19 protein-coding genes are annotated in these 20,336 nt (G+C 59.4%); 12 read left to right on the forward strand and 7 right to left on the reverse strand.

Annotated features, from left to right (window positions below; genetic code table 11):
- Positions 1 to 13: 13 nt before the first annotated feature.
- The 5 genes from RYA97_RS03650 to RYA97_RS03670 all read left to right on the forward strand — a co-directional run bounded on the left by RYA97_RS03650 (position 14) and on the right by RYA97_RS03670 (position 6,020).
- The gene (locus tag RYA97_RS03650) at positions 14 to 400 is read left to right on the forward strand and encodes a RidA family protein (RefSeq protein ID WP_002553703.1); all 387 of its coding nucleotides are present in this window, start codon (positions 14 to 16) and stop codon (positions 398 to 400) included.
- A gap of 59 nt (positions 401 to 459) precedes the next feature.
- The gene (locus RYA97_RS03655) at positions 460 to 1,224 is read left to right on the forward strand and encodes an IclR family transcriptional regulator (RefSeq protein WP_316891890.1); all 765 of its coding nucleotides are present in this window, start codon (positions 460 to 462) and stop codon (positions 1,222 to 1,224) included.
- A gap of 16 nt (positions 1,225 to 1,240) precedes the next feature.
- A complete protein-coding gene (locus RYA97_RS03660) occupies positions 1,241 to 2,446 on the forward strand; it encodes an amino acid deaminase (RefSeq protein ID WP_057404567.1) in 1,206 nt (401 codons plus the stop codon).
- Positions 2,447 to 2,474: 28 nt separating this feature from the next.
- Positions 2,475 to 3,398: a sugar kinase gene (locus tag RYA97_RS03665; protein WP_316891893.1), complete on the forward strand. Its 924-nt coding sequence runs from the start codon at positions 2,475 to 2,477 to the stop codon at positions 3,396 to 3,398.
- Positions 3,399 to 3,527: 129 nt separating this feature from the next.
- Positions 3,528 to 6,020 (forward strand): UvrD-helicase domain-containing protein, encoded by a 2,493-nt coding sequence (locus tag RYA97_RS03670; protein ID WP_044299210.1) that lies wholly within the window; start codon positions 3,528 to 3,530, stop codon positions 6,018 to 6,020.
- A gap of 10 nt (positions 6,021 to 6,030) precedes the next feature.
- Here the strand turns inward: RYA97_RS03670 and RYA97_RS03675 are convergent, their stop codons facing one another.
- A complete protein-coding gene (locus RYA97_RS03675; RefSeq protein WP_002553708.1) occupies positions 6,031 to 6,297 on the reverse strand; it encodes a DUF1652 domain-containing protein in 267 nt (88 codons plus the stop codon).
- 388 nt (positions 6,298 to 6,685) lie between these two features.
- Here RYA97_RS03675 and RYA97_RS03680 point away from each other — a divergent pair, with 388 nt between their 5' ends.
- Complete coding sequence (locus RYA97_RS03680; protein ID WP_316891894.1) at positions 6,686 to 7,765, forward strand: polyamine ABC transporter substrate-binding protein; 1,080 nt, start codon at positions 6,686 to 6,688, stop codon at positions 7,763 to 7,765.
- A 19-nt stretch (positions 7,766 to 7,784) separates the two neighbouring features.
- On the opposite strand, the gene RYA97_RS03685 is transcribed toward RYA97_RS03680, so the two are convergent.
- Genes RYA97_RS03685 through RYA97_RS03700 form a run of 4 tightly spaced genes read right to left on the reverse strand, consistent with a single transcriptional unit; the run spans position 7,785 to position 10,649 of the window.
- Entirely contained in the window at positions 7,785 to 8,498 is a 714-nt protein-coding gene (locus tag RYA97_RS03685) for an ABC transporter ATP-binding protein (RefSeq protein ID WP_316891896.1), read from the reverse strand.
- Positions 8,499 to 9,350 (reverse strand): ABC transporter permease, encoded by an 852-nt coding sequence (locus tag RYA97_RS03690; RefSeq protein WP_058409355.1) that lies wholly within the window; start codon positions 9,348 to 9,350, stop codon positions 8,499 to 8,501. It abuts the gene before it with no gap.
- Positions 9,347 to 10,357 carry an aliphatic sulfonate ABC transporter substrate-binding protein gene (locus RYA97_RS03695; RefSeq protein ID WP_316891898.1) on the reverse strand — a complete coding sequence of 337 codons (1,011 nt, stop codon included), beginning with the start codon at positions 10,355 to 10,357 and terminating at the stop codon, positions 9,347 to 9,349. Before RYA97_RS03695 ends, RYA97_RS03690 begins: the two co-directional genes overlap by 4 nt.
- A complete protein-coding gene (locus RYA97_RS03700) occupies positions 10,272 to 10,649 on the reverse strand; it encodes a hypothetical protein (protein WP_316891939.1) in 378 nt (125 codons plus the stop codon). Before RYA97_RS03700 ends, RYA97_RS03695 begins: the two co-directional genes overlap by 86 nt.
- Positions 10,650 to 10,858: 209 nt before the next feature.
- Between RYA97_RS03700 and RYA97_RS03705 the strand changes: the two genes are divergently transcribed.
- Entirely contained in the window at positions 10,859 to 11,545 is a 687-nt protein-coding gene (locus RYA97_RS03705) for a hypothetical protein (RefSeq protein ID WP_016981277.1), read from the forward strand.
- A 19-nt stretch (positions 11,546 to 11,564) separates the two neighbouring features.
- On the opposite strand, the gene RYA97_RS03710 is transcribed toward RYA97_RS03705, so the two are convergent.
- Positions 11,565 to 12,560: an aldo/keto reductase gene (locus tag RYA97_RS03710; RefSeq protein ID WP_005743641.1), complete on the reverse strand. Its 996-nt coding sequence runs from the start codon at positions 12,558 to 12,560 to the stop codon at positions 11,565 to 11,567.
- A gap of 181 nt (positions 12,561 to 12,741) precedes the next feature.
- Between RYA97_RS03710 and lexA the strand changes: the two genes are divergently transcribed.
- Genes lexA through RYA97_RS03735 form a run of 5 tightly spaced genes read left to right on the forward strand, consistent with a single transcriptional unit; the run spans position 12,742 to position 19,401 of the window.
- Positions 12,742 to 13,359 (forward strand): transcriptional repressor LexA, encoded by a 618-nt coding sequence (lexA, locus tag RYA97_RS03715; RefSeq protein WP_010202582.1) that lies wholly within the window; start codon positions 12,742 to 12,744, stop codon positions 13,357 to 13,359.
- On the forward strand, positions 13,359 to 13,979 hold the full coding sequence (imuA, locus tag RYA97_RS03720; RefSeq protein WP_316891937.1) for a translesion DNA synthesis-associated protein ImuA: 621 nt from the start codon (positions 13,359 to 13,361) through the stop codon (positions 13,977 to 13,979). Before lexA ends, imuA begins: the two co-directional genes overlap by 1 nt.
- Before the next feature lie 7 nt (positions 13,980 to 13,986).
- On the forward strand, positions 13,987 to 15,402 hold the full coding sequence (locus RYA97_RS03725) for a DNA polymerase Y family protein (protein WP_316891900.1): 1,416 nt from the start codon (positions 13,987 to 13,989) through the stop codon (positions 15,400 to 15,402).
- Positions 15,399 to 18,494: an error-prone DNA polymerase gene (locus tag RYA97_RS03730; protein WP_316891902.1), complete on the forward strand. Its 3,096-nt coding sequence runs from the start codon at positions 15,399 to 15,401 to the stop codon at positions 18,492 to 18,494. The genes RYA97_RS03725 and RYA97_RS03730 overlap by 4 nt, the downstream gene beginning before the upstream one ends.
- A 55-nt stretch (positions 18,495 to 18,549) precedes the next feature.
- Positions 18,550 to 19,401 carry an urea carboxylase-associated family protein gene (locus RYA97_RS03735; protein ID WP_316891904.1) on the forward strand — a complete coding sequence of 284 codons (852 nt, stop codon included), beginning with the start codon at positions 18,550 to 18,552 and terminating at the stop codon, positions 19,399 to 19,401.
- A 4-nt stretch (positions 19,402 to 19,405) separates the two neighbouring features.
- On the opposite strand, the gene RYA97_RS03740 is transcribed toward RYA97_RS03735, so the two are convergent.
- A complete protein-coding gene (locus RYA97_RS03740; protein WP_316891906.1) occupies positions 19,406 to 20,335 on the reverse strand; it encodes a magnesium transporter CorA family protein in 930 nt (309 codons plus the stop codon).
- Position 20,336: the final 1 nt, after the last annotated feature.

Raw genomic sequence — 20,336 nt, forward strand, 5'->3', positions numbered from 1 at the left:
CAAGGAAAAACTCATGACTATTACCCGTTATGGCGCAGGCAGCACCGCAGGGGGCGGCCAGCCACGTCCATTCGCCCGAGCAGTCGAGGCCGACGGCTGGTTGCACGTTTCTGGCCAGGTGCCTGCGCAGGATGGCGAGATTATCGTCGGCGGTATCGTCGAGCAGACCCACCAGACCATGCGTAATCTGATCGCGATCCTCGACGAAGCCGGTTATGCGCTCGAAGACGTAGTACGTGTCGGCGTGTGGCTGGAAGACCCACGGGACTTCTGGAGTTTCAACAAGGTGTTCGGTGAATACTTCAGCCCCGAGCATGCACCGGCGCGCGCTTGCGTGCAGGCCAGCATGATGGTCGACTGCAAGGTCGAAATCGACTGTATTGCTTATAGGCGCAAGTAGCAGCTTCAAGCCAGAAGCCTCGGGTTATCTGGCTTACAGCTCTACTTAAGGAATGAGCCATGACTGAAGACACAATCAAGCGCCGGGCACGTGGACTGGACCGGGCGTTCGATATTCTGGATTTCCTCAAGGAAAAGGCCAGACCCATGCGTCCCAACGAAATTGCCGGCGGAATCGGCAGCCCCAAATCGACGGTTTACGAGCTGGTGGCGTCGCTGCTGGAGCGGCGTATTCTGGAGACGGTCGGCAAGGACGGGCATGTCTACCTTGGCCGTCAGTTGTACTTCCTCGGTCAGGCGCACTTGCGCCACTTCGATTTCACTCGCGAGGCGGAAGTCTGCCTGGGCGAGATCGTCAGCCAGACGCGGGAAACCGCGCAGATGTGCCTGCTCAACGGCCGGAAATACACCGTTGCGCTGATGAAAGAGGGTGAGCGGCATTTCAGGATTTCCTCGGACATCGGTGAAAACGCGCCCATCCCGTGGACCGCTTCCGGGCGTCTGCTGCTCAGCCACCTCAGCGAACAGCAGATCATCGACCTGATTGATCCCGACGATTTCATCCTACCGGGTGGCGAGCGTCTGCCGCTGGAAACCTTTTTGCGGGAGATCCGTAAGGCAGGCGAAGAGGGTTTCTTCTCCTTCGATAGCGTGGCCGACACCTTCACGCACTGTTTCGCCGCGCCGGTGAAAAACGAGCACGGTCAGTGCATCGCAACCCTGTGCATTGTCGCGCCGCGTGCCGATGCCAAGACCCATTACGACGATTATCGGCGGGTGCTGATCGACAGCGCCAACGGCCTGGCTCGTCGAATCAACGAATAACTGCAGGAGATTACTGATGAGCACCGCCGTAATGGACAAGGGTATTGCGCAACCGGGTGACAGCCTGGTCACTGATGTCAGCCTGCCTGCACTGGTCATCCATCGTCAGGCGCTGGATCACAATATTCGCTGGATGCAACGTTTTGTCACTGACAGCGGTGCAGAGCTTGCACCGCATGGCAAGACCAGCATGGTGCCAGCGCTGTTTCGGCGACAGCTGGACGCGGGCGCATGGGGCATGACCCTCGCCACGGCGGTCCAGACCCAGGCCGCTTATGCGCATGGCGTACGGCGGGTGTTAATGGCCAATCAGCTGGTCGGCGCGCCGAACATGGCGGTGATTGCCGATCTGTTGGCTGACCCGATGTTCGAGTTTCATTGCATGGTCGATCACCCGGACAATGTCGCTGCACTGGGCCAGTTTTTCGCGGCACGCGGCCTGCGCCTGAACGTGATGATCGAATATGGCGTACCCGGTGGACGTTGCGGCTGCCGTACCGAAGAGCAGGTCGTGGCCCTGGCGGATGCTGTTCAGGCGCAACCGGCGCTGGCGTTGACGGGTATCGAGGGTTACGAAGGCGTCATCCACGGCGACCATGCCATCGATGGCATCAAGGCTTTTGCGGCGTCGCTGGTGCGCCTGGCTGTCGACCTGCAGGACAAGGGCGCATTCGCTTTGGATCGCCCGATTGTCACTGCATCCGGCTCGGCGTGGTACGACCTGATCGCTGAAGCATTCGATGCCCGGGCCGTTCGCGAACGGTTCCTCAGCGTGCTGCGCCCTGGCAGTTATGTGGTGCATGACCACGGCATCTACAAGGACGCGCAGTGCTGCGTCCTGGACCGACGTGCCGAGCTGAGCGAAGCGCTGCACCCTGCGCTGGAGGTCTGGGCGCATGTGCAGTCCATGCCGGAGCCGGGTTTTGCGGTGATCGCCATGGGCAAGCGCGACGTTGCCTACGATGCAGGGCTGCCCAACCCGCTGCTGCGTTACAAAGCTGGCGTGCAGCCTGCATCAGGCGACGACGTCAGTGCCTGCAAAGTGACCGCCGTGATGGATCAGCACGCTTTCATGACCGTCGCGCCCGGATGCGAGTTGAAAGTTGGCGACATCATTTCCTTCGGTACCTCACACCCGTGTCTGACCTTCGACAAGTGGCGTTCAGGTTGTCTGGTGGATAATGACATGCGAGTGATCGAGCCTTTCAGCACCTATTTCTAATTCCGGTATTGGCAGGAGTAATCGTCTCATGAGCCTTCCACGGGTCGCCCTGATCGGCGAATGCATGATCGAGTTACAGCAGCATGCCGACGGCAGCCTGCGTCAGAGCTTCGGCGGTGACACGCTCAATACGGCGGTTTACTTTGCCCGATTGTTGGGTGAGCGGGCCAAGGTGGATTACGTCACGGCGCTGGGTGACGACAGCTTCAGCGATGCAATGTGCCGGATCTGGGCCGATGAGGGCATTGGTCTGGGCAAGGTGCAACGCCTGCCGGGGCGTTTACCCGGGCTCTACTGCATTCAGACCGATGCCAATGGCGAGCGTCGTTTCCTCTACTGGCGCAACGAAGCCGCCGTGCGGGACTGTTTCATGACGCCTGCGGCCGAGCCGATCCTCGCGGCGCTGGCCAGCTACGACGTGCTGTATTTCAGTGGTATCACCCTGGCGGTACTTGGCGAGCAAGGCCGCGCCCGATTGCTGGAAGCACTGGACCGTGCTCGTCAACGTGGGGTCAGGGTTGCCTTCGACAATAACTATCGGCCTCGGCTGTGGGCCAGCGTGGAGCAGGCTCGCGAGGCCTATCAGGCATGCCTGCAGCATGTGGATCTGGCGTTGCTCACCGAAGACGATGAGCAGGCGCTCTATGGTTATGCCGACAGTGAGCAATTACTGGCGGCCTATCGAGGTCGCGGCATCGGTGAGATCGTCGTCAAGCGCGGCGCGCAAAGTTGTCTTGTGGAAGCCGGCGGCGAGCGTTTCGACATTGCGTCGCAAAAGGTCGAGCGTGTCGTCGATACCACTGCAGCAGGGGACTCGTTCAGCGCTGCCTATCTGGCCGCCCGGCTCATGGGGGAACACCCGCGACAGGCTGCCGAAGCCGGTCATCGTCTGGCCAGTGTGGTGATTCAACACCCGGGTGCGCTGGTGCCAAAATCGGTCATGCCAGTCTGATGGCACCTGCGACGGAACATGCAGTTGATCGGCTAACGCACTGACAGACAAGCATTTCGCTGGAACCTGCGCGCAAATCCGGCCACCATAGGCGACCTTTTTGCCTGCAAGCCATCCACCGGAGTCTGCGTGCCTGACGACCTTCCTTCTGCGCTTCCTCATGACCTGGATGTCGATCTCATGCCGCCTCGGCAACTGCCGTTTTTCAGGCGTCTGTTATCGCGCCTGATGGGCCGCGGCCTTACAGCGTTGGGCTCGCAGCACACGCCGTCGTGGTTCCAGGGCCATGCCGACGGCTATCTGAATGGGCACATAGAGGGCGTGCGCGAGGGTTATGCCGACGGCTACCTGGATGGTGAGGAAGCAGCGCGTCAGGTGCTGGTCATCAACGATACCCGGCCTGTCCGATATCGCGGCCCCAGAGTTGACGACCATCTGTTCGACGACTGGCGGCTGGCGCTCACGCCTGAACTGAAAAAGCGTATCAAGGCCGATGTCGCCGAAAAGCTCCCTGCGCATGCTCAGCCCAGCACGGCGCAGTGGAAGATGATTTTCAGCGATACGCCATCTACCTACGTCATTGCCGGGGCGGGCGCAGGCAAATCTACATCGCTGGTGCTGCGCATTCTGCTGTTGCATCACTACCTGGGCTTTGAACTGAATGCGATGACAGTCGTGACCTTCACCCGTGAGTCGCGCAAGGACTTCATCGGCAAGCTGATCGAGGTGATGGCCTTGTGGGGGCATGTGACGGGGCAGAAACAGGCTCGTGACCTGGTTCGCACCTTTCATTCGCGTATTCTGCCGCTGGTGCGCAGCCTGCCGGGTTTTGAGCAGCTCAGGGCGTTCGAGAACCTGAGCAGCCAGTCATCCGGCCTGGAAGAGGCGGACAGCAATCCTTTCGACCTGCGGATCAACGACGCGCAGCGTCAGCAACTCAATCTCTGCTACCGCGACCTGTACGCCGGCAATGAGCGTTTCCGCGAAGTCATGGCGCCGCTGTATCGCCATGCCTTGCAGCTCAAGGAACTGGATCGCGACCATCCTGACGTGCAGAAGCGTGTCGCGGTGACCGAGCTATCCTCGAAACGGGATGAGGAGTGGTGTGACACCGTCGAGGACTTGTGGATTCGCGCAGGAGCATGGCCTATAAAGGGCATTGAGCCTATGCGCCAAGCTGTTGAAATAAATGGATTTCCCTTTTATTTTCACGGCTATATTGCCGAGCTGGACGCCTGGGTTGTGCTGGGCCTGGACGCCAGTGAAGACCAGCAACTCAAGCGCCCGGGTGCCAAATTGCCAGTGTGGGCCGAGGGGGTCATAAAGCGCACCCTGTTTCAAGCTTTCTGCAGTAAGCCTTTGATCTGGCTGGATAACTATCAGTCTGCCAGCAAGCTATTGCAGTCATTGGCGGGCGACGCAGTTGCCGGGCCCGGATTCGACTATCGGGTCAAGGGTGAGCTCGGTGCTGCGCCGCTACTGGACTGTTTTGTCACCGCCGCCAGCTTCATCGAGAACCTGGGACTGGATGTACCCAATGCCGTGTCCGAGATGAGCTTTGCCAGCGACGACCCGGATCGTTTCTTCTTCGAAGCGCTGAGTCTTTTCTGGAAAGCTTTCGAAACGCACCTGCTGGCTCAGTCGCCTCCGATCATGACCTATAACCGGATGTTTGCGTTGTTCGGTGAAACATCGCCGGAAAACCTCAAACACGTCAGCGACCAGATGCTCAGACCGCTGTCGCATTTGATGATCGACGAGTTCCAGGATGTGTCGCCGCAGATCGTCTCATGGATACGCGCCAGCCTGCGCGAAATCCGGCGTCGTGGTCCCGCTCTGCATACAGGCCGGATCGCTCAGCATTCATCACTGCTGTGTGTCGGCGATGACTGGCAATCGATCTACGGCTGGCGCGGCAGCTCACCCAAGTATTTCATGGAGTTCGCCAGGGAGTTTTCGTCACCGGCGACCACCAGAGTCATGCTCAGTGACAACTTCCGCAGCCATCAGCACATTATCGATGCCGCAGAGCATATTGTCCGGGCAGCTCCGGCGATTGCGGGCAAGAAGGCTCGTGCCAGCGGCATGCCGCAAGAGTTGCTGCCGGTCACGGTGCTGGATCGTGACGAAGACGAACTGGCCGAGCGTGTAGCCGAGCACTACAACGACGGTGACTCGATTCTGCTGCTGTACCGCAAAGGCAGCGAGAAAAGCCGGTTCTCGGAGCGTTTGCAGGCATTGATCGATGCTGACGCGGCGATGGGCGCGCAAGGTCGTCGCATCAGGACGTTGACGTACCACAGTTCCAAAGGCTTGCAGGCGGATGCCGTGTTTTTGTTGGGCGACTGCCAGCATCTGACTGTCTCGCCTTACAAGAATCAGGTTTACCGTTTGGCAGGGCTGGGTGATGCGAGCGATCTTCAGCCCTTTGATACAGCGCAGAAGGATGAAGTCTTGCGCCTGGCTTATGTCGCCATTACTCGTGCGGCGCGGCATTGCTATTGGTATATCGATCAAGGCACCGGCGGCGGGGAAAGTGCCCAGATGCCTAAAGCTTCAGACAGAATTGCCCAGGACAAGCCTTTCTTCGAAGACTTGCGCGGTAAAGTCCGAACAGGCTGAGGCTGTCATCTCAGGAAAAACCGGCGACCTGTTGCTGCGTATGAGTGCCGAATAATTCCAGCTCATCCTCGATGGCTTCGATGATGCGCTCTACATCTGCGGCATTCATCACCGTGGAACACGGCAGGCCGGCGATGGCGACGACTGTCTCACCGCTGGCGCGGTCGAAAAGTCGTGCAATCATGCTGCCGGGAGCATCCATCGAGGCTTCAAAGCCTACCGGATGGAAGTGCCAGCGCATCAGTTGGCACGCATTGGGGAATGTGACTTTGTTCATGACAATGGCCCACCTTAATCAATCGAGCATTTCCCTTGCTCCAATGGGTAGGCAGACAGCCAGAATTCGTCCGGTAAAGCATGATGCCGAGAAGATAATCAGCGCAGCGGACTATCGGTCGGTCGGGTTGCTTTCCAGCAGGATCGCTGAGCGGTCTGACGAGTACTGAAAATAGCATTTGCCAGCACCGTTCTGGAAAAATTTTTTATGACGCAGCACAAAAAAATCAATTATATGGCTGTCATCATCGCAAGGTATCAATGGGCACGTTCCATGCATTTGTCATTCACCCCGGAGAAGGCCCCGTAGTGAACTGAATTTGCTTGACGAAGGTGGTTTTCATGCCCGGTCTGGGGCAAGCTATCGATATTGACCCGAGGAGCTGAAAATGCTGAGAAAATCCCTTGCTGCACTGATGTTGCTGGCCTCGACCAGCCATGCGGCGGAGACGGTCAATATCTACAACTGGACGGATTATATCGCCCCGGACACTCTGAAAAATTTTGAAGCGGCCACCGGTTTCAAGACCTCTTACGAGACTTTCGAAACCAATGAGACGCTGAACACAAAGCTGATTGCTGGCCATTCCGGGTACGACCTGGTCTTTCCGTCCATTCATTTCATGGGTCGACAGATTGAAAACGGCTTGCTCAAGACCCTCGACAAACGGCAGCTCCCCAACTGGAAAAACCTCAACCCGGTTCTGCTCAAGGCACTGGAGGGCAGTGATCCGGGCAACCAGCATGGGTTTCCCTACCTGTGGGGCAGCACCGGAATCGGCTATGACATGGCCAAGGTCAAGGCCATTCTTGGCAAGGACACACCGCTTGACTCATGGGATCTGGTGCTCAAGCCGGAAAACATGAAAAAGCTCGCCCAGTGTGGTGTCGCTTTTCTGGACAGCGCACCGGCGCTGATCCCTATCGCTATGAACTACCTCGGCCTGCCACCGCACAGCGAGGTGCCGGACGACTACAAAAAGGCCAAGGCGCTGCTGGATGAGGTACGGCCGTATGTGCGCAATTTCAGTTCAGCCGACTATATTGGCGACCTCGCTACGGGCAAGATCTGTGTGGCAGTAGGCTACTCAGGGGATATTTCCCTGGCGCAGGAGCAGGCCCAAAAAGCGGGCAACAACATCACAATCAGCTATGTGGTTCCAAAGGAGGGCGCGCCAATGTGGTTTGACATGATCGCCATCCCGGCTGATGCCCCTGATGTCAAAGGTGCCTACGCGTTCATGAACTACCTGCTGCGCCCGGAAGTGATCGCCAACATTACCAATACGGTGCATTACGCCAACGGTAACGAAAAGGCCGACGCCCTGATCAATCCCGGCCTGTGGACGGATACCACTGTCTATCCAGACGCCGACATGCTGAGCCGCTTGTTCGTGATGTCTCAGGTCCCTGTTAATATCGAGGCGTTGCGCCAGGGACTCTGGAAAGAGTTCAAGGCCGACAAGTAAGGCTGCGAGGCGACCGACGTCAAATGATATGCGCCTGATGCAGCTCGGTCAGTGCCTGAGCTTTCAGTCGAGCCAGTAACGGATCGCGGCGATCCCTTGGTGCTTGCAGCCCGACCGGCAGTTGCTGGGTGATCGTGCCGGGGCGGCTGCCCATCACTAATACCCGGTCGCTCAGGTACAACGCCTCGTCGACATCGTGAGTCACCAGCAACAGGGTGATAGCGTGACGCTCGGCCAATTGCAGCAGCAGGTCCTGAAGCTTCATTCGGGTAAACGCGTCCACTGCGCTGAAAGGCTCATCCAGCAGCAATACCGTAGGGTGCGAGTACAGACCGCGAGCAATGGCCACGCGTTGCGCCATGCCTCCGGACAATGCTTTTGGCAAGGCATCGGCGAAACCGGACAGGCCCACTTCTTCGATCAATTGACCGACCCATCTGCGGTCGTAGCCGGCATCGTCACTGAAGCCGATATTCTGTTCGACGGTCAGCCAGGGCATCAGGCGCGGTTCCTGAAACACAAACGCGACTTCTCCCTCAATGTTGTTCACCGAGCCACGAAAGTCCTGCTCCAGCCCGGCGACAATTCTGAGCAGCGTGCTTTTACCGCAACCGCTTGGCCCCAGCAGGCTGACGATCTCACCTGACTGTAATGACAGATCGATATCCTGCAGTACGGTATTGCCAGCGAATGCCTTGCGGTCTACGCGTATGTTCATCAACGATTCCGACATCTATCGACCCTCGCGGCTTTGACCGGTGAATGTGTCCCGCCAGGCCAGAAAGCGTTTTTCCAGGCCTGCCAACAGGCCGTCGCTCAACTTGCCCAGTGTCGCCAGAACGATGATGGCCGCCAGCACGATGTCCGGGCGCGAGGTTTCGCGTCCGTCACTGAGCAGGTAGCCCAGGCCTTTGGTGGCCGCGATCAGCTCGGCGGCTACCAGAAACATCCATGACAGGCTCATGCCGCTGCGCAAACCGGTGAACAGGCCGGGCAGGGCGGCGGGCAGAAGAATACGCCGGGTCAGGCGATAGCGACTGAAGCCATACATCTGGCCGACTTCCACCAGCTTTCGGTCAATGCCCCGAATTGCGGCCACGCCGTTGAGGTAGACCGGAAAAAACGCACCGATGGCAATCAGCACAATCTTGGATGTTTCGCCAATGCCCAGCCACAGCAGCAGAAGCGGCACCCAGGCCAGGCTGGGGATGGAACGAAGCCCGGCGAACGTCGGCTCCAGATACGCCTCCGCCTCACGACTGAGCCCCACCCACGCAGCAAATACCAAGGCCAGGCTCGCGCCGATCACAAAGCCGCTGAGCACACGCAACAGACTGGCACTTATGTGTTTCCACAACGCACCATCGGCCAGATCGCGCAGTGTCAGCACGATCTCGCTGGGTGCTGGCATCTGGTAGGAGGGCAGCCAGCCGATGCGCACGATAATTTCCAGCAAAACAATGATTACAGCGGGGACTACCAGGCCTTTGAGCGGCGTTTTGTAGCGCTGCCAAAACGTGCGCTGCGCCTTGTCAGGCAAGGCCGCCTGCGCACAGGCAGGCAGGGACTTGTCTGGGCTGGTCATGGCGTTGCGATCACGGCTTTGGAAAACTCTGGCGTGATCAACTGATCGATCACTTGTTCGACGTTCACGCCTTTGCGCACCAGGTCCTCGGACACCAGAATCGGTGCTGCGGACTTGGATGCTTCTACATCTTTTTCGCTCAGCTGCGGGTTGCTCAGGTCTGTGCGGGTCAATTGCAACCTGGCGACTTCCAGCGGCAGGCCTGACTCGGTCGCCAGCAGCCTGGCCAGCTCATCAGGATTTTTTACTGCCCATTCCCGAGCCTGCTCATAAGCGCTCAATACTGTTCTGATCGCCTGTGGATGCTCCTTGGCGTAGGTTTCCGTGACGCTCAGTACGCCATAGCTGTTGAAGTCCTTGTTGCGGTAAAGCAGGCGCGAGCCGGACTGTATTTCACTGGCAGCCATGTGCGGGTCAAGCCCTGCCCAGGCATCTACGTCGCCTTTTTCGAGGGCGGTGCGTCCATCGGGATGCTGCAGGTGCAGCAACTCGACATCATCCTTTTTCAGCCCGGCCTTCTGCAGCGCGCGCAAGGTGAACAGATAAGGGTCGGTGCCTTTGGTGGCGGCGATTTTCTTGCCTTTGAGTTCGGCAACCGATTGCAGGGGAGAATCCTTGCGCACCACCAGAGCCGTCCATTCTGCCCGGCTGTAGACATACACCGATTTGATCGGGCTGCCGTTGGCCCGGGCCAGCACCGCAGACAGGCTGGCCGACGAAGCAAAGTCGACGCTGCCACTGTTCAGGTATTCCAGCGAGCGGTTGCTGCCCTGGCTCAACACCCAGGTGACTTTCGCCTCCGGCAGGGCTTTCTCCAGCCAGCCAAAATGCTTGAGCGCCAGGCTGACCGGCGAATAATAGGCGTAATCCAGGCGGACTTCGGCAGGCGCGGTTTCAGCGGCCTGTGCTACTCCCTGCAGGCTAATCGCCAATGTGCAGGTCGTTACCATCCAGCGAACCAGGGCTCGCGGTGTTTGCAACCAAAAAGAAATAGGGGGTTGTGGCATAGTGAGCGTCCAGATCGGGGAGACAAGGGCTGCAAGACTGGTTTGCATATTTCAAAAACAGCAGTCCAGAGAGCATGAAATTCACAAATGGAATATTGCATGCTCTGTGCCAAGGGTCCGGGTGCTTGAACAGCAAGGTATCAGGGCAATTTTCCAGTGTGAGTGATGTTGATCTGGCAGCAAGGTGTTGAACTGTTGTTGCCTGGTAAACAGTAAGGCTCACGGCCTGTTTTTCGACGATTTTCTGACAGTTTTTCTGCTTTTCGGGTGATTTTTTTCGCCAGGTTTGCAACAGAATCGTTTTTTGACACTCCTAATCGTCCACATTCTTAATTTCGAAACATGTGAGCACTAAGATTCGCGCGTGATCCATGAGTGTGCGCCCACTGCGCCCTTGGTTGACTGATCCGCAGAAATTCTTGGGGCGAGCTGCATAAGCCTGCGTATTCGCACCAGCCAGATGGCTGATCCCTTTCAAATGCGCACCGGACTCAGAAAATAATGAATATGCCGAAAATGCCTTCGATCACCCGACTCCAGCGCCGCATCGCATGGTGCTTCTTCCCATCATTACTGGTGGCTTCTGCCCTGGCCCTGTTCACCATGGGCAAGGGGGTTCATGCCGAGCCCAAGAACGGCACGCAGACACTGGTATTTCTTCGTCATGCCGAAAAACCGGCCATGGGGCTGGGGCAACTGAACTGCCAAGGGCTCAACCGGGCCATCGAACTGTCGGAGGTCTTGCCCAGGGAATTCGGCAAAGCTGACTTTATCTTCGCCGCCAACCCCAGCCGACACGTGGAAGAGGGTGAGGGCGACCTGTCCTACAGCTACGTGCGTCCGCTGATGACGGTAGGGCCCAGCGCAATCAAACTGGGTCTGCCCGTCAACCTCGACTTTGGTGCCAACGACACCGCAGACCTGGCCGATGAGCTGATGCGGGACAAGTACCACAACGCAGTTGTCTACACCGCCTGGTCGCATGGCTACCTGCCGGAGCTGATCAACAAGGTTGCTGAAGAAGCGTCCGGCAAGAGCACTAACCTGCTTGATGACTGGACGAACGATGATTTCGACTCAGTGATTGTCGTCACCCTGAAATGGGTCGATGGCAAGGCCACGCTCGATTACAAGAATCAAAAACAGGGCCTCAACAACGGCACCGAGACCTGCCCTGAGGCGACCTGATCTCGAACCACAAACGTTTTCAGCCGTTGAGCGACTTCATCGACTCCGGGCTGTAACGCTCGCCCGACACGGCCCCTTGCGCCGGGAAGATCGCATCCAGTTGAGCCAGCTCATCGGTACTCAGCGTCAATGAAGCTGCTGCCACATTGCTTTCCAGGTACTTGCGCTGTTTGGTGCCCGGGATCGGAATGATGTCGTCGCCTTGAGCAAGTACCCAGGCCAGCGCCAGTTGCGACGCGCTGACGCCTTTGGCCGCAGCCAGTGCCTTGACCTTTTCTACCAGTGCCAGATTGCGTTTGAAGTTTTCGCCCTGAAAGCGCGGGCTGAAACGACGATAGTCATCGGCAGCGAAATCGTCCGGCGTGCGCAATGCGCCAGTCAGAAAGCCACGGCCCAGCGGGCTGTAAGCCACGAAAGCAATACCCAGGCGACGGCAAGTGGCGAGCACATTGTCGTGCTCCGGATCGCGTGACCATAACGAATATTCACTTTGCACGGCCGCCAGCGGATGCACGTTGTTGGCTCTTTCGATGGTTGCTGCACTGGCTTCGCAGATGCCTATATGGCGAACCTTGCCAGCCTTTACCAGCTCGGCCATGGCGCCGATGGTGTCCTCAATGGGCACATTGGGGTCGACACGGTGCTGATAGTAGAGATCAAGATAATCGGTATTCAGCCGTTTCAGGCTGGCATCGATGGATTGGTGAATGTACGCCGGGCTGCCATTCACGCCACGTGCATGCGGATCGTCGCCACGCACGATGCCGAACTTGCTGGCCAGGTAAATACCTTCGCGTTTGCCTTCAAGAGCCCGGCCGAGCAACGTCTCGTTGGTGTGCGGGCCGTACATGTCCGCTGTATCGAAAAAGGTGACACCCAGCTCCAGTGCGCGGTGCAAGGTGGCGATGGATTCCTTTTCGTCGATGCCGGTGGTGTAGAAGTCCGACATTCCCATGCAGCCCAGTCCGATGGCAGAAACCTGCGGACCGTGGTGACCCAGTTGGCGCGTGATCACAATGAACTCTCCTGATCGTTGAAAGAGCCATCAAGTCTCTACGCTTTGGCTGGCGCAATAAACCGGGTGTTTCTTATTTCACTGTTGTGAAAATCCGAATAATTAACGTTCACAAAGCGCGAGAGCGTGCGGCGTCAATCCGACAAACCGTACTAGTCATAAAATCACGAGTGGAGTACAAATGTACTCCATGAGCACATTATCTCCCCGTCGCAGCGCAATCCTTACCTTCATCCGCGATCGCATCGCGCAGCAAGGGCAATCGCCGAGCCTGGCGGAAATCTCCGAGGCTTTCGGTTTTGCTTCACGCAGCGTGGCGCGCAAGCACATTGTGGCCCTCACAGAAGCCGGTCTGATCGAGGTCGTAGCGCACCAGGCCCGGGGTATTCGCCTGCTCAACAGTGAGCCACGGCCCGAATTGCTCGAACTTCCGGTATTGGGGCGCGTAGCTGCGGGCGCACCTATCGGGCCGGACCTCGATATTCACACCACACTGCATCTGGACCGCAGCACGTTTACCCGTGTGCCGGACTACCTGTTGCGCGTGCAGGGCGACTCGATGATCGAAGACGGTATCCTTGATGGCGATCTGGTCGGTGTGCACCGTAACCCGCAGGCCAGTGACGGCCAGATCGTCGTTGCCCGCCTGGACGGCGAAGTCACTATCAAGCGCCTGCATCGCAGTGCCGATCAGGTGCGCCTGTTGCCGCGCAACCCGGCCTACGAACCGATCATTGTCACGCCTGATCAGGACTTCGCCATCGAAGGCGTATTCTGCGGGCTGGTCCGGCGCGAATGATGGGCGCGGTGGTCAGCCTTGACGCCTTGCTGGATGAGCGCAGGGTCTGGAAAGGCCGTCAGCAGGGCGCGCCGCAGGTCAGCCCGCACCCCAGTGGCCATGCGCTGCTCGATAGCGCCTTGCCCACTGGCGGCTGGCCTGCTGCCGCCCTGACTGAAATCCTCATCCCGGCCAATGGCAGTGGGGAATTGCGTCTGCTGTGGCCAAGTCTGGCAAGGTTGTCCGCGATCGGTGAGCGCATTGTGCTGATTGCACCGCCCTACATTCCTTACCCGCAAGCCTGGCTGGCCGCCGGGGTCGATCTGCGCCAACTGGTCGTCATCGAGGCCGGTCCCCGCGATGCCCTGTGGGCTGCCGAACAATGCCTGCGCTCCGGCAGCTGTGGCGCGGTCGTGTGCTGGCCCGGCATGGTCGATGACCGTGCGCTGCGACGTTTGCAGGTCGCTGCCGAAACCGGGCAGACCCTGGCGTTTGCCTGTCGCCCGCAGCAGGCCGCCGCCAACCCGTCACCGGCGGCCCTGCGCATCGCTGTCGATACCCGTCCTGCACAATTGCGGGTGCTCAAGTGCCGTGGCGGGCTTGCGCCGCCTTTCCCCATTCCATTTTCGACCGACGCCTGAGGTTCTTATGCTCTGGGCCTGTGTCTTGCTGCCGCAACTGGCGCTCGACGGCGTCATGCGTCGTCGTAACGATCCCGATGAACCTCTGGCGCTGATCAGCGGCAGTGCTCAACGTCGCGTGTTGCAAGCCGTCAATCCGGCGGCGCGTGCGCTGGGTTTGAAAGCCGGGCAGTCGCTGACGGCCGCTCAGGCGCTGGTGTCGAACTTCTCCACGGTCGAGCATGACCCGGCCGACATTGAGCGCTTGCAGCAACTGCTCGCGGCCTGGGCGTACGGTTTCAGCTCCAATGTCAGCCTCAAGTACCCTCGAGTGTTGCTGATGGAGATTGAGTCCAGTCTCAAGCTGTTCGGCCCCTGGCCGGTGTTCGAGGCACGCTTGCGTGAAGAGCTGACCACGCAGGGCTTCCGGCATCGCATCGTGGTTGCGCCCAACCCGATAGCCGCACGGATGCTGGCCAACATGCATGACGGGCTGAGCATTGATTGCCCGCAGGCGTTGCGCCGCAGCCTGGAGCATATGCCGCTGGAACGCATCGGTCTGAGCCGTGAAACCGCCACGGCCCTGACACGCATGGGGCTGCGCTCTGTGCGGCAGGTGCTGGCCCTGCCGCGCGATACACTGGCGCGGCGGTTCCCGGCCAGCGTGCTGCAGCATCTCGATACATTGCTTGGCGAACGACCGGTGGCACTGGAGTGCTACACACCGCCGGACTTCTTCGATGTACGTATTGAGCTGAATTTCGACGTCGAGTCGCATCAGGCCCTGTTGTTTCCGCTCAAGCGGCTGATCGCTGATCTGGCTTTGTTCCTGGCCGGACGCGACAGTGGTGTGCAGCGATTTTCCCTGCATCTGGAGCACGTTGAAGGTCCGGAGACTGTGGTGCCAGTCGGACTGCTGAGCGCCGAGCGCGATGCGTCGATGCTGTTCGAACTGGCCCGCGGCAGGCTGGAACAAGTGCTGGTGGCGTCGCCGGTACGTGCCGTGCGCTTGCTGGCGCAGGATTTGCCGGATTTTGTCCCGGCGCACCGCCAGTTGTTCGATGAGCGCGTGCAGCAGACCCTGCCTTGGGAGCAACTGCGCGAGCGCCTGCGTGCGCGACTGGGTGACGAGTCTGTGAATGGCTTGCGCGCCCAGGCCGATCACCGTCCTGAATATGCCTGGCAACCACACAGCACAAGCAAACCGGTCTTGCCGGCCAAAGCTTGTATGCGCCCGGGCTGGTTGCTGCGAGAACCCCAGCCGCTGCCACTTCATGCCACGCGCATCGTGGCGGGGCCCGAGCGAATCGAATCAGGCTGGTGGGACGGCGGCGATGTACGTCGCGACTACTATCTGGTCGAAACCTCCAGCGGCCAGCGCGCCTGGGCCTATCGCAGCGTGGGCGAGCAGGGTGAACTGCTGCTGCATGGCTGGTTCGCATGACCAGCGAATACGCCGAGCTGCATTGCCTGTCCAACTTCAGTTTTCAGCGCGGCGCCTCAAGCGCCCGTGAGCTGTTCGAACGTGCCTCGCGCCACGGCTATCAGGCGCTGGCCATCACTGACGAGTGCACGCTGGCCGGTATCGTACGTGCGTGGCAGGCGTCCATCAGCACCGGCCTGCCGTTGATCATCGGCAGCGAAATGCACATCGAGAACGGGCCGAAAGCCGTGCTGCTGGTGGAAAGCCAGACAGGTTATGAGGCGTTGTGCAAATTGATCACGGTGGCACGCCGCAGAGCCAGAAAAGGTGAGTACCGGTTGTTGCGTGAAGATTTCGAGCCGTCTCCGGACGGGTTGCTGGCCATCTGGCTGCCGGACATCGAAGGCGACGCGCAAGCCTGTCTGGCGCATGGACGCTGGTTGCGTGAGCGCTTTGCCGAGCGCCTCTGGCTCGGCGTGGAGTTACATCGCGGCGCGGATGACGAGCAGCGTCTGGCCGACTTGCTGGCGCTGGCGCAATCGTTGGGTATCCCGGCAGTTGCCAGCGGTGATGTGCACATGCACGCGCGCGGTCGGCGTGCCCTGCAGGACACCATGACTGCCATTCGCCATCACACGACCGTGGCCAAAGCAGGGCACCTGTTGTTTGCCAACGGCGAGCGCCATTTACGGCCACTGGATGCGCTTGCCGAGCATTACCCGGACTGGCTGCTGGCCGAATCGGTGCGTATTGCCCGGCGCTGCACGTTTGATCTCAAACAATTGAAATATGAATACCCGCACGAGCTGGTCCCCAAAGGCCAGACACCCACGTCGTGGCTGCGTGAACTGACCGAGCGCGGTGCCCGCAAACGCTGGCCGAACGGGCTGACGCCAGCCACCCGCGCGCAGGTCGAGAAGGAACTGGCCCTGATAACGGAAAAGAAGTTCGACAGCTACTTTCTGACAGTGCATGACATCGTCGAGTTTGCCCGCAGCCAGCACATCCTTTGTCAGGGACGCGGCTCGGCGGCCAACTCGGCAGTGTGTTATGCGCTGGGGATCACCGAGCTGAACCCGGAAAAGAGCAACCTGCTGTTCGAGCGCTTTATCTCCAAAGAGCGCAACGAGCCACCGGACATCGACGTGGATTTCGAGCACGACCGCCGTGAAGAAGTCATTCAGTACATATTCAGGCGTTATGGTCGGGGCAGGGCGGCGCTGACCGCAGTGGCCAGCACGTATCACGGCTCGGGCGCAGTGCGTGATGTGGCCAAGGTGCTGGGTTTGCCGCCTGACCAGATCAACGCCCTGGCCGATGCCTTCAGCCGCTGGAGCGATTCGCTGCCGTCGCCCGAACGCCTGCGCGAATACGGCTTCGATGCCGACATGCCAATCCTCAAGCGTGTGCTGGCACTGACCGGCGAGCTGATCGGCTTTCCTCGGCATTTGTCGCAACATCCGGGCGGCTTCGTGATTTCCGAGCATCCGCTGGAGACGCTGGTGCCGGTCGAGAACGCCGCGATGGCCGACCGCACGATTATTCAGTGGGACAAGGATGATCTGGACCTGGTCGGCCTGTTGAAAGTCGACATACTTGCACTGGGCATGCTCAGCGCCTTGCGCCGCACGTTCGATCTGGTGCATCTGCACCGGGGCAAGCGCTGGACCCTCGCAGACCTGCCGGGCGACGACCGTAAAACCTACGAAATGATCAGCCGCGCCGACACCATCGGCGTGTTCCAGATCGAGTCGCGTGCGCAGATGGCCATGCTGCCGCGCCTCAGACCGGAAAAATTCTACGACCTGGTCATCGAAGTCGCCATTGTCCGGCCGGGGCCGATCCAGGGCGACATGGTTCACCCATATCTGCGTCGGCGTAATAAAGAGGAAGCCATTACCTATCCGCCTAAACTAAAAAGCGTCTTTGAGCGCACCCTGGGCGTGCCGCTGTTCCAGGAGCAGGTCATGGAAGTGGCGATCATCGCTGCCGACTACACCCCGGGCGAAGCGGACGAGTTGCGCCGCGCGATGGCCGCATGGAAACGTCACGGCGGGCTCGAGCCACATCGCGAACGGCTGCGCACAGGGATGCTGAACAATGATTACGACGTGGATTTTGCCGACCGGATTTTCGAACAGATCAAGGGCTTTGGCAGTTATGGTTTCCCCGAGTCCCATGCCGCCAGTTTCGCCTTGTTGACCTACGCCAGTTGCTGGCTCAAATGCCACGAACCGGCAGCGTTCACCTGTGCGCTGATCAACAGCTGGCCGATGGGGTTTTACAACCCGGATCAATTGTTACAGGACGCCCGTCGCCACCACATTGAAATCCGCCCGGTGGATGTTCGCTACAGCGACTGGGATTGTTCGCTGGAGCCGCTCGATCATCCCGACAGCACGCGCAATCTGGCGATTCGCCTGGGGCTGCGCATGGTGCGTGGTTTTCGCGAGGATGATGCCCGGCGCATCGAAACGGCCCGCTCGAAACGGCTGTTCAGCGATGCCACAGACCTTACCCTGCGTGCCGGTTTGGACGCTCGCGCCGCTGAAGCACTGGCGGATTCCGGGGCCTTGCGTGGCCTGATTGGTCATCGGCACCGGGCGCGCTGGGAAGTGGCAGGGGTGGAAGCCCAGCGACCGTTGTTCAACGACTTGCCCAGCGAAGACACACAGGTAACGCTGCCGCTGCCGACGGTGGCCGAAGACCTGATGGCCGACTACGCCACTCTGGGTACCACCCTTGGTCCGCACCCACTGGCCTTGCTGCGTCGGCAACTGGCTGCCAAACGCTTTCGCAGCTCACAAGACTTGCTGAGCCTGGAAAACGACCGAACCCTCAGCGTGGCGGGGCTGGTCATCGGCCGTCAACGACCGGGCACCGCCAGTGGCGTGACCTTCGTGACGCTGGAAGACGAATTCGGCATGGTCAACGTCGTGGTCTGGCGCGACCTGGCCGAGCGACAGCGCAAGATCTTGGTGGGCTCGCAATTGCTGCAGGTGTTCGGGCGACTGGAATCGAAAAGCGGCGTACGGCACCTGATCGCCCAGCGGCTTTATGACCTGACGCCGCTGTTGACTGGACTGGATGTGCGCAGCCGGGATTTTCAGTAATCGGGCCTGTAATTTGCAGTAGCAATCGGTACATCCTGCCAACGAGAAGCCCTGTATGTACAAAGACTACCCAGCCGCTTACCAGGTCAGCAAAGGCGCGGCGCTGCAAGTGGATACGGCCTTTTACGAGCGTATCCGCACGAATGCGCAGCAGCGTAACCTCGTCGAGCAATTTGAAGTGCCGATCCGCACCGGACGGGCCTGGAAGGTCAAGGCCGGTCAGGTGTTTCGTGTTACCACACCGGTTGGCCCGCAGGTGGGCGATTTCAATCTGTGGAACGCCAACGACCCTCGGGAACGCCTGTGGGCGGCGCGCACGCGTCAGTTGCAGGGCGCGCATGTCAGCACCCATGACCGGCTGTGGTCGAACCTGCCGTTTTTACGGCCGCTGGTCACCATCACCGATGACAGCCTGGCCAGCTACGGGATCGACGAGCATGGTGGCCGCCTGCACGATTTGCTCGGCACGCGCTGTGATCCCTACGTCAACAAGATGCTGACCGGCGAAGACTTTCATCATCACTGCCATTCGAACCTGACCCGCGCAGTGCTGCCGCACGGGCTGACCGAATTCGATGTGCATGACGTGTTGAATATCTTCCAGTGCACCGGCCTGAACCATGACGACATGTACTTCATGAAAGCCTGTCCGGCGCAAAAGGGCGATTACCTGGAGTTCTTTGCTGAAATCGACCTGCTGTGCGCCTTGTCGACCTGTCCGGGTGGCGACCTGTCACTGCCGATGTGGGGGCCTGATGCGCAGGACCCGTTGAGCGTCTGCCGACCGCTGGGCGTCGAAATCTACGATCTCGACGCTGCGTTGCTGGAGGGTTGGCAGTCTCCCGAACGTGCAGCTTATAACGGTCAGCATGGCTTGCAGATTGCCAAGGCTGAATGGGAAAAATAACCGCTCAGGCTGCGCGAGCCATCTTGCGCAGCCCCCAGACCATCACCGCCCCCAGCCCGAGCATGGCCAGAAGCAGTGCCGGGTAGGCCACCCACCAGTGCAGCGGGGCGGTCATCATGCTGAATTCCGACATGCCGCCGATCCCGGCAATCAGGTTCAGGGGCAGAAACACCACATTGATTAGCGTCAGTTTGCGCAGCAGGGTGTTGGTGCTGTTATTGACCAGATTTCCGCGTGCATCCATCAACCCGGCGAACACCGTGGAATAGATCTCCGCCTGTTTGTAGCACTGGTCGTTCTCGATGATCATGTCGTCGATCAGCGCCAGGCTGTCGGCTGCGTATTGCCGGCCTTGCGCATGGTTGCGCAGACGCGTCAGGACCGCACCGTTGCTGTGGATGGCATTGATGTAATACACCAGACTTTCGCTGAGGTTGAACATCTGCAGCAAATGGCGGTTTTCCAGGGAAGAGTTGAATTTCTGCTGCAATTCCCGGGCGACCATCTTGATGACTTTCAAATGGCCCAGATAGTGATGAATATTGTTGAACAGCAGCTCCAGAAGGATATCCAGCGGCTGGTCCAACGGGCGGTGAGCCCCCAGCGCGCTCAAGGGTTGCTCGTCATCGCAGATCAGCACCAGCTGGTCCCGGCTCAACAGCACGCCAAAGGACGAAACGTCGAACGAGAAGCTGTCCTTGCCCGAATAGTTCTCGGGACGTTTCCAGATGACGAACAACGCATCAGGGTGAAACTCGATGCGCGAAATTTCGTCCGGGTCGAGTGCCGAGGCAACGGCATGCTCATCAAGGTGAAATCGCTCCAGCAATAATCTGCGTTCCTCGGCATCGGGTTTGCTGAACCACAGCACCTGAGCCTTTTGCGGGTCACATGCCAGCAACTGGTTGTTGTCGAGTTTCAGGCCCTGAATCATC

The organism is Pseudomonas syringae group sp. 26L6 (genome assembly GCF_032587815.1).
GTDB lineage: Bacteria > Pseudomonadota > Gammaproteobacteria > Pseudomonadales > Pseudomonadaceae > Aquipseudomonas > Aquipseudomonas amygdali.

Excerpts from the sequence above, each read along its gene's own strand:
- RYA97_RS03650 (WP_002553703.1), top strand. The coding sequence starts at position 14 with ATGACTATTACCCGTTATGGCGCAGGCAGCACCGCAGGGGGCGGCCAG.
- RYA97_RS03655 (WP_316891890.1), top strand. The coding sequence starts at position 460 with ATGACTGAAGACACAATCAAGCGCCGGGCACGTGGACTGGACCGGGCG.
- RYA97_RS03660 (WP_057404567.1), top strand. The coding sequence starts at position 1,241 with ATGAGCACCGCCGTAATGGACAAGGGTATTGCGCAACCGGGTGACAGC.
- RYA97_RS03665 (WP_316891893.1), top strand. The coding sequence starts at position 2,475 with ATGAGCCTTCCACGGGTCGCCCTGATCGGCGAATGCATGATCGAGTTA.
- RYA97_RS03675 (WP_002553708.1), bottom strand. The coding sequence starts at position 6,297 with ATGAACAAAGTCACATTCCCCAATGCGTGCCAACTGATGCGCTGGCAC.
- RYA97_RS03680 (WP_316891894.1), top strand. The coding sequence starts at position 6,686 with ATGCTGAGAAAATCCCTTGCTGCACTGATGTTGCTGGCCTCGACCAGC.
- RYA97_RS03685 (WP_316891896.1), bottom strand. The coding sequence starts at position 8,498 with ATGTCGGAATCGTTGATGAACATACGCGTAGACCGCAAGGCATTCGCT.
- RYA97_RS03690 (WP_058409355.1), bottom strand. The coding sequence starts at position 9,350 with ATGACCAGCCCAGACAAGTCCCTGCCTGCCTGTGCGCAGGCGGCCTTG.
- RYA97_RS03695 (WP_316891898.1), bottom strand. The coding sequence starts at position 10,357 with ATGCCACAACCCCCTATTTCTTTTTGGTTGCAAACACCGCGAGCCCTG.
- RYA97_RS03705 (WP_016981277.1), top strand. The coding sequence starts at position 10,859 with ATGAATATGCCGAAAATGCCTTCGATCACCCGACTCCAGCGCCGCATC.
- lexA (WP_010202582.1), top strand. The coding sequence starts at position 12,742 with ATGTACTCCATGAGCACATTATCTCCCCGTCGCAGCGCAATCCTTACC.
- imuA (WP_316891937.1), top strand. The coding sequence starts at position 13,359 with ATGGGCGCGGTGGTCAGCCTTGACGCCTTGCTGGATGAGCGCAGGGTC.
- RYA97_RS03725 (WP_316891900.1), top strand. The coding sequence starts at position 13,987 with ATGCTCTGGGCCTGTGTCTTGCTGCCGCAACTGGCGCTCGACGGCGTC.
- RYA97_RS03730 (WP_316891902.1), top strand. The coding sequence starts at position 15,399 with ATGACCAGCGAATACGCCGAGCTGCATTGCCTGTCCAACTTCAGTTTT.
- RYA97_RS03735 (WP_316891904.1), top strand. The coding sequence starts at position 18,550 with ATGTACAAAGACTACCCAGCCGCTTACCAGGTCAGCAAAGGCGCGGCG.
- RYA97_RS03740 (WP_316891906.1), bottom strand. The coding sequence starts at position 20,335 with ATGATTCAGGGCCTGAAACTCGACAACAACCAGTTGCTGGCATGTGAC.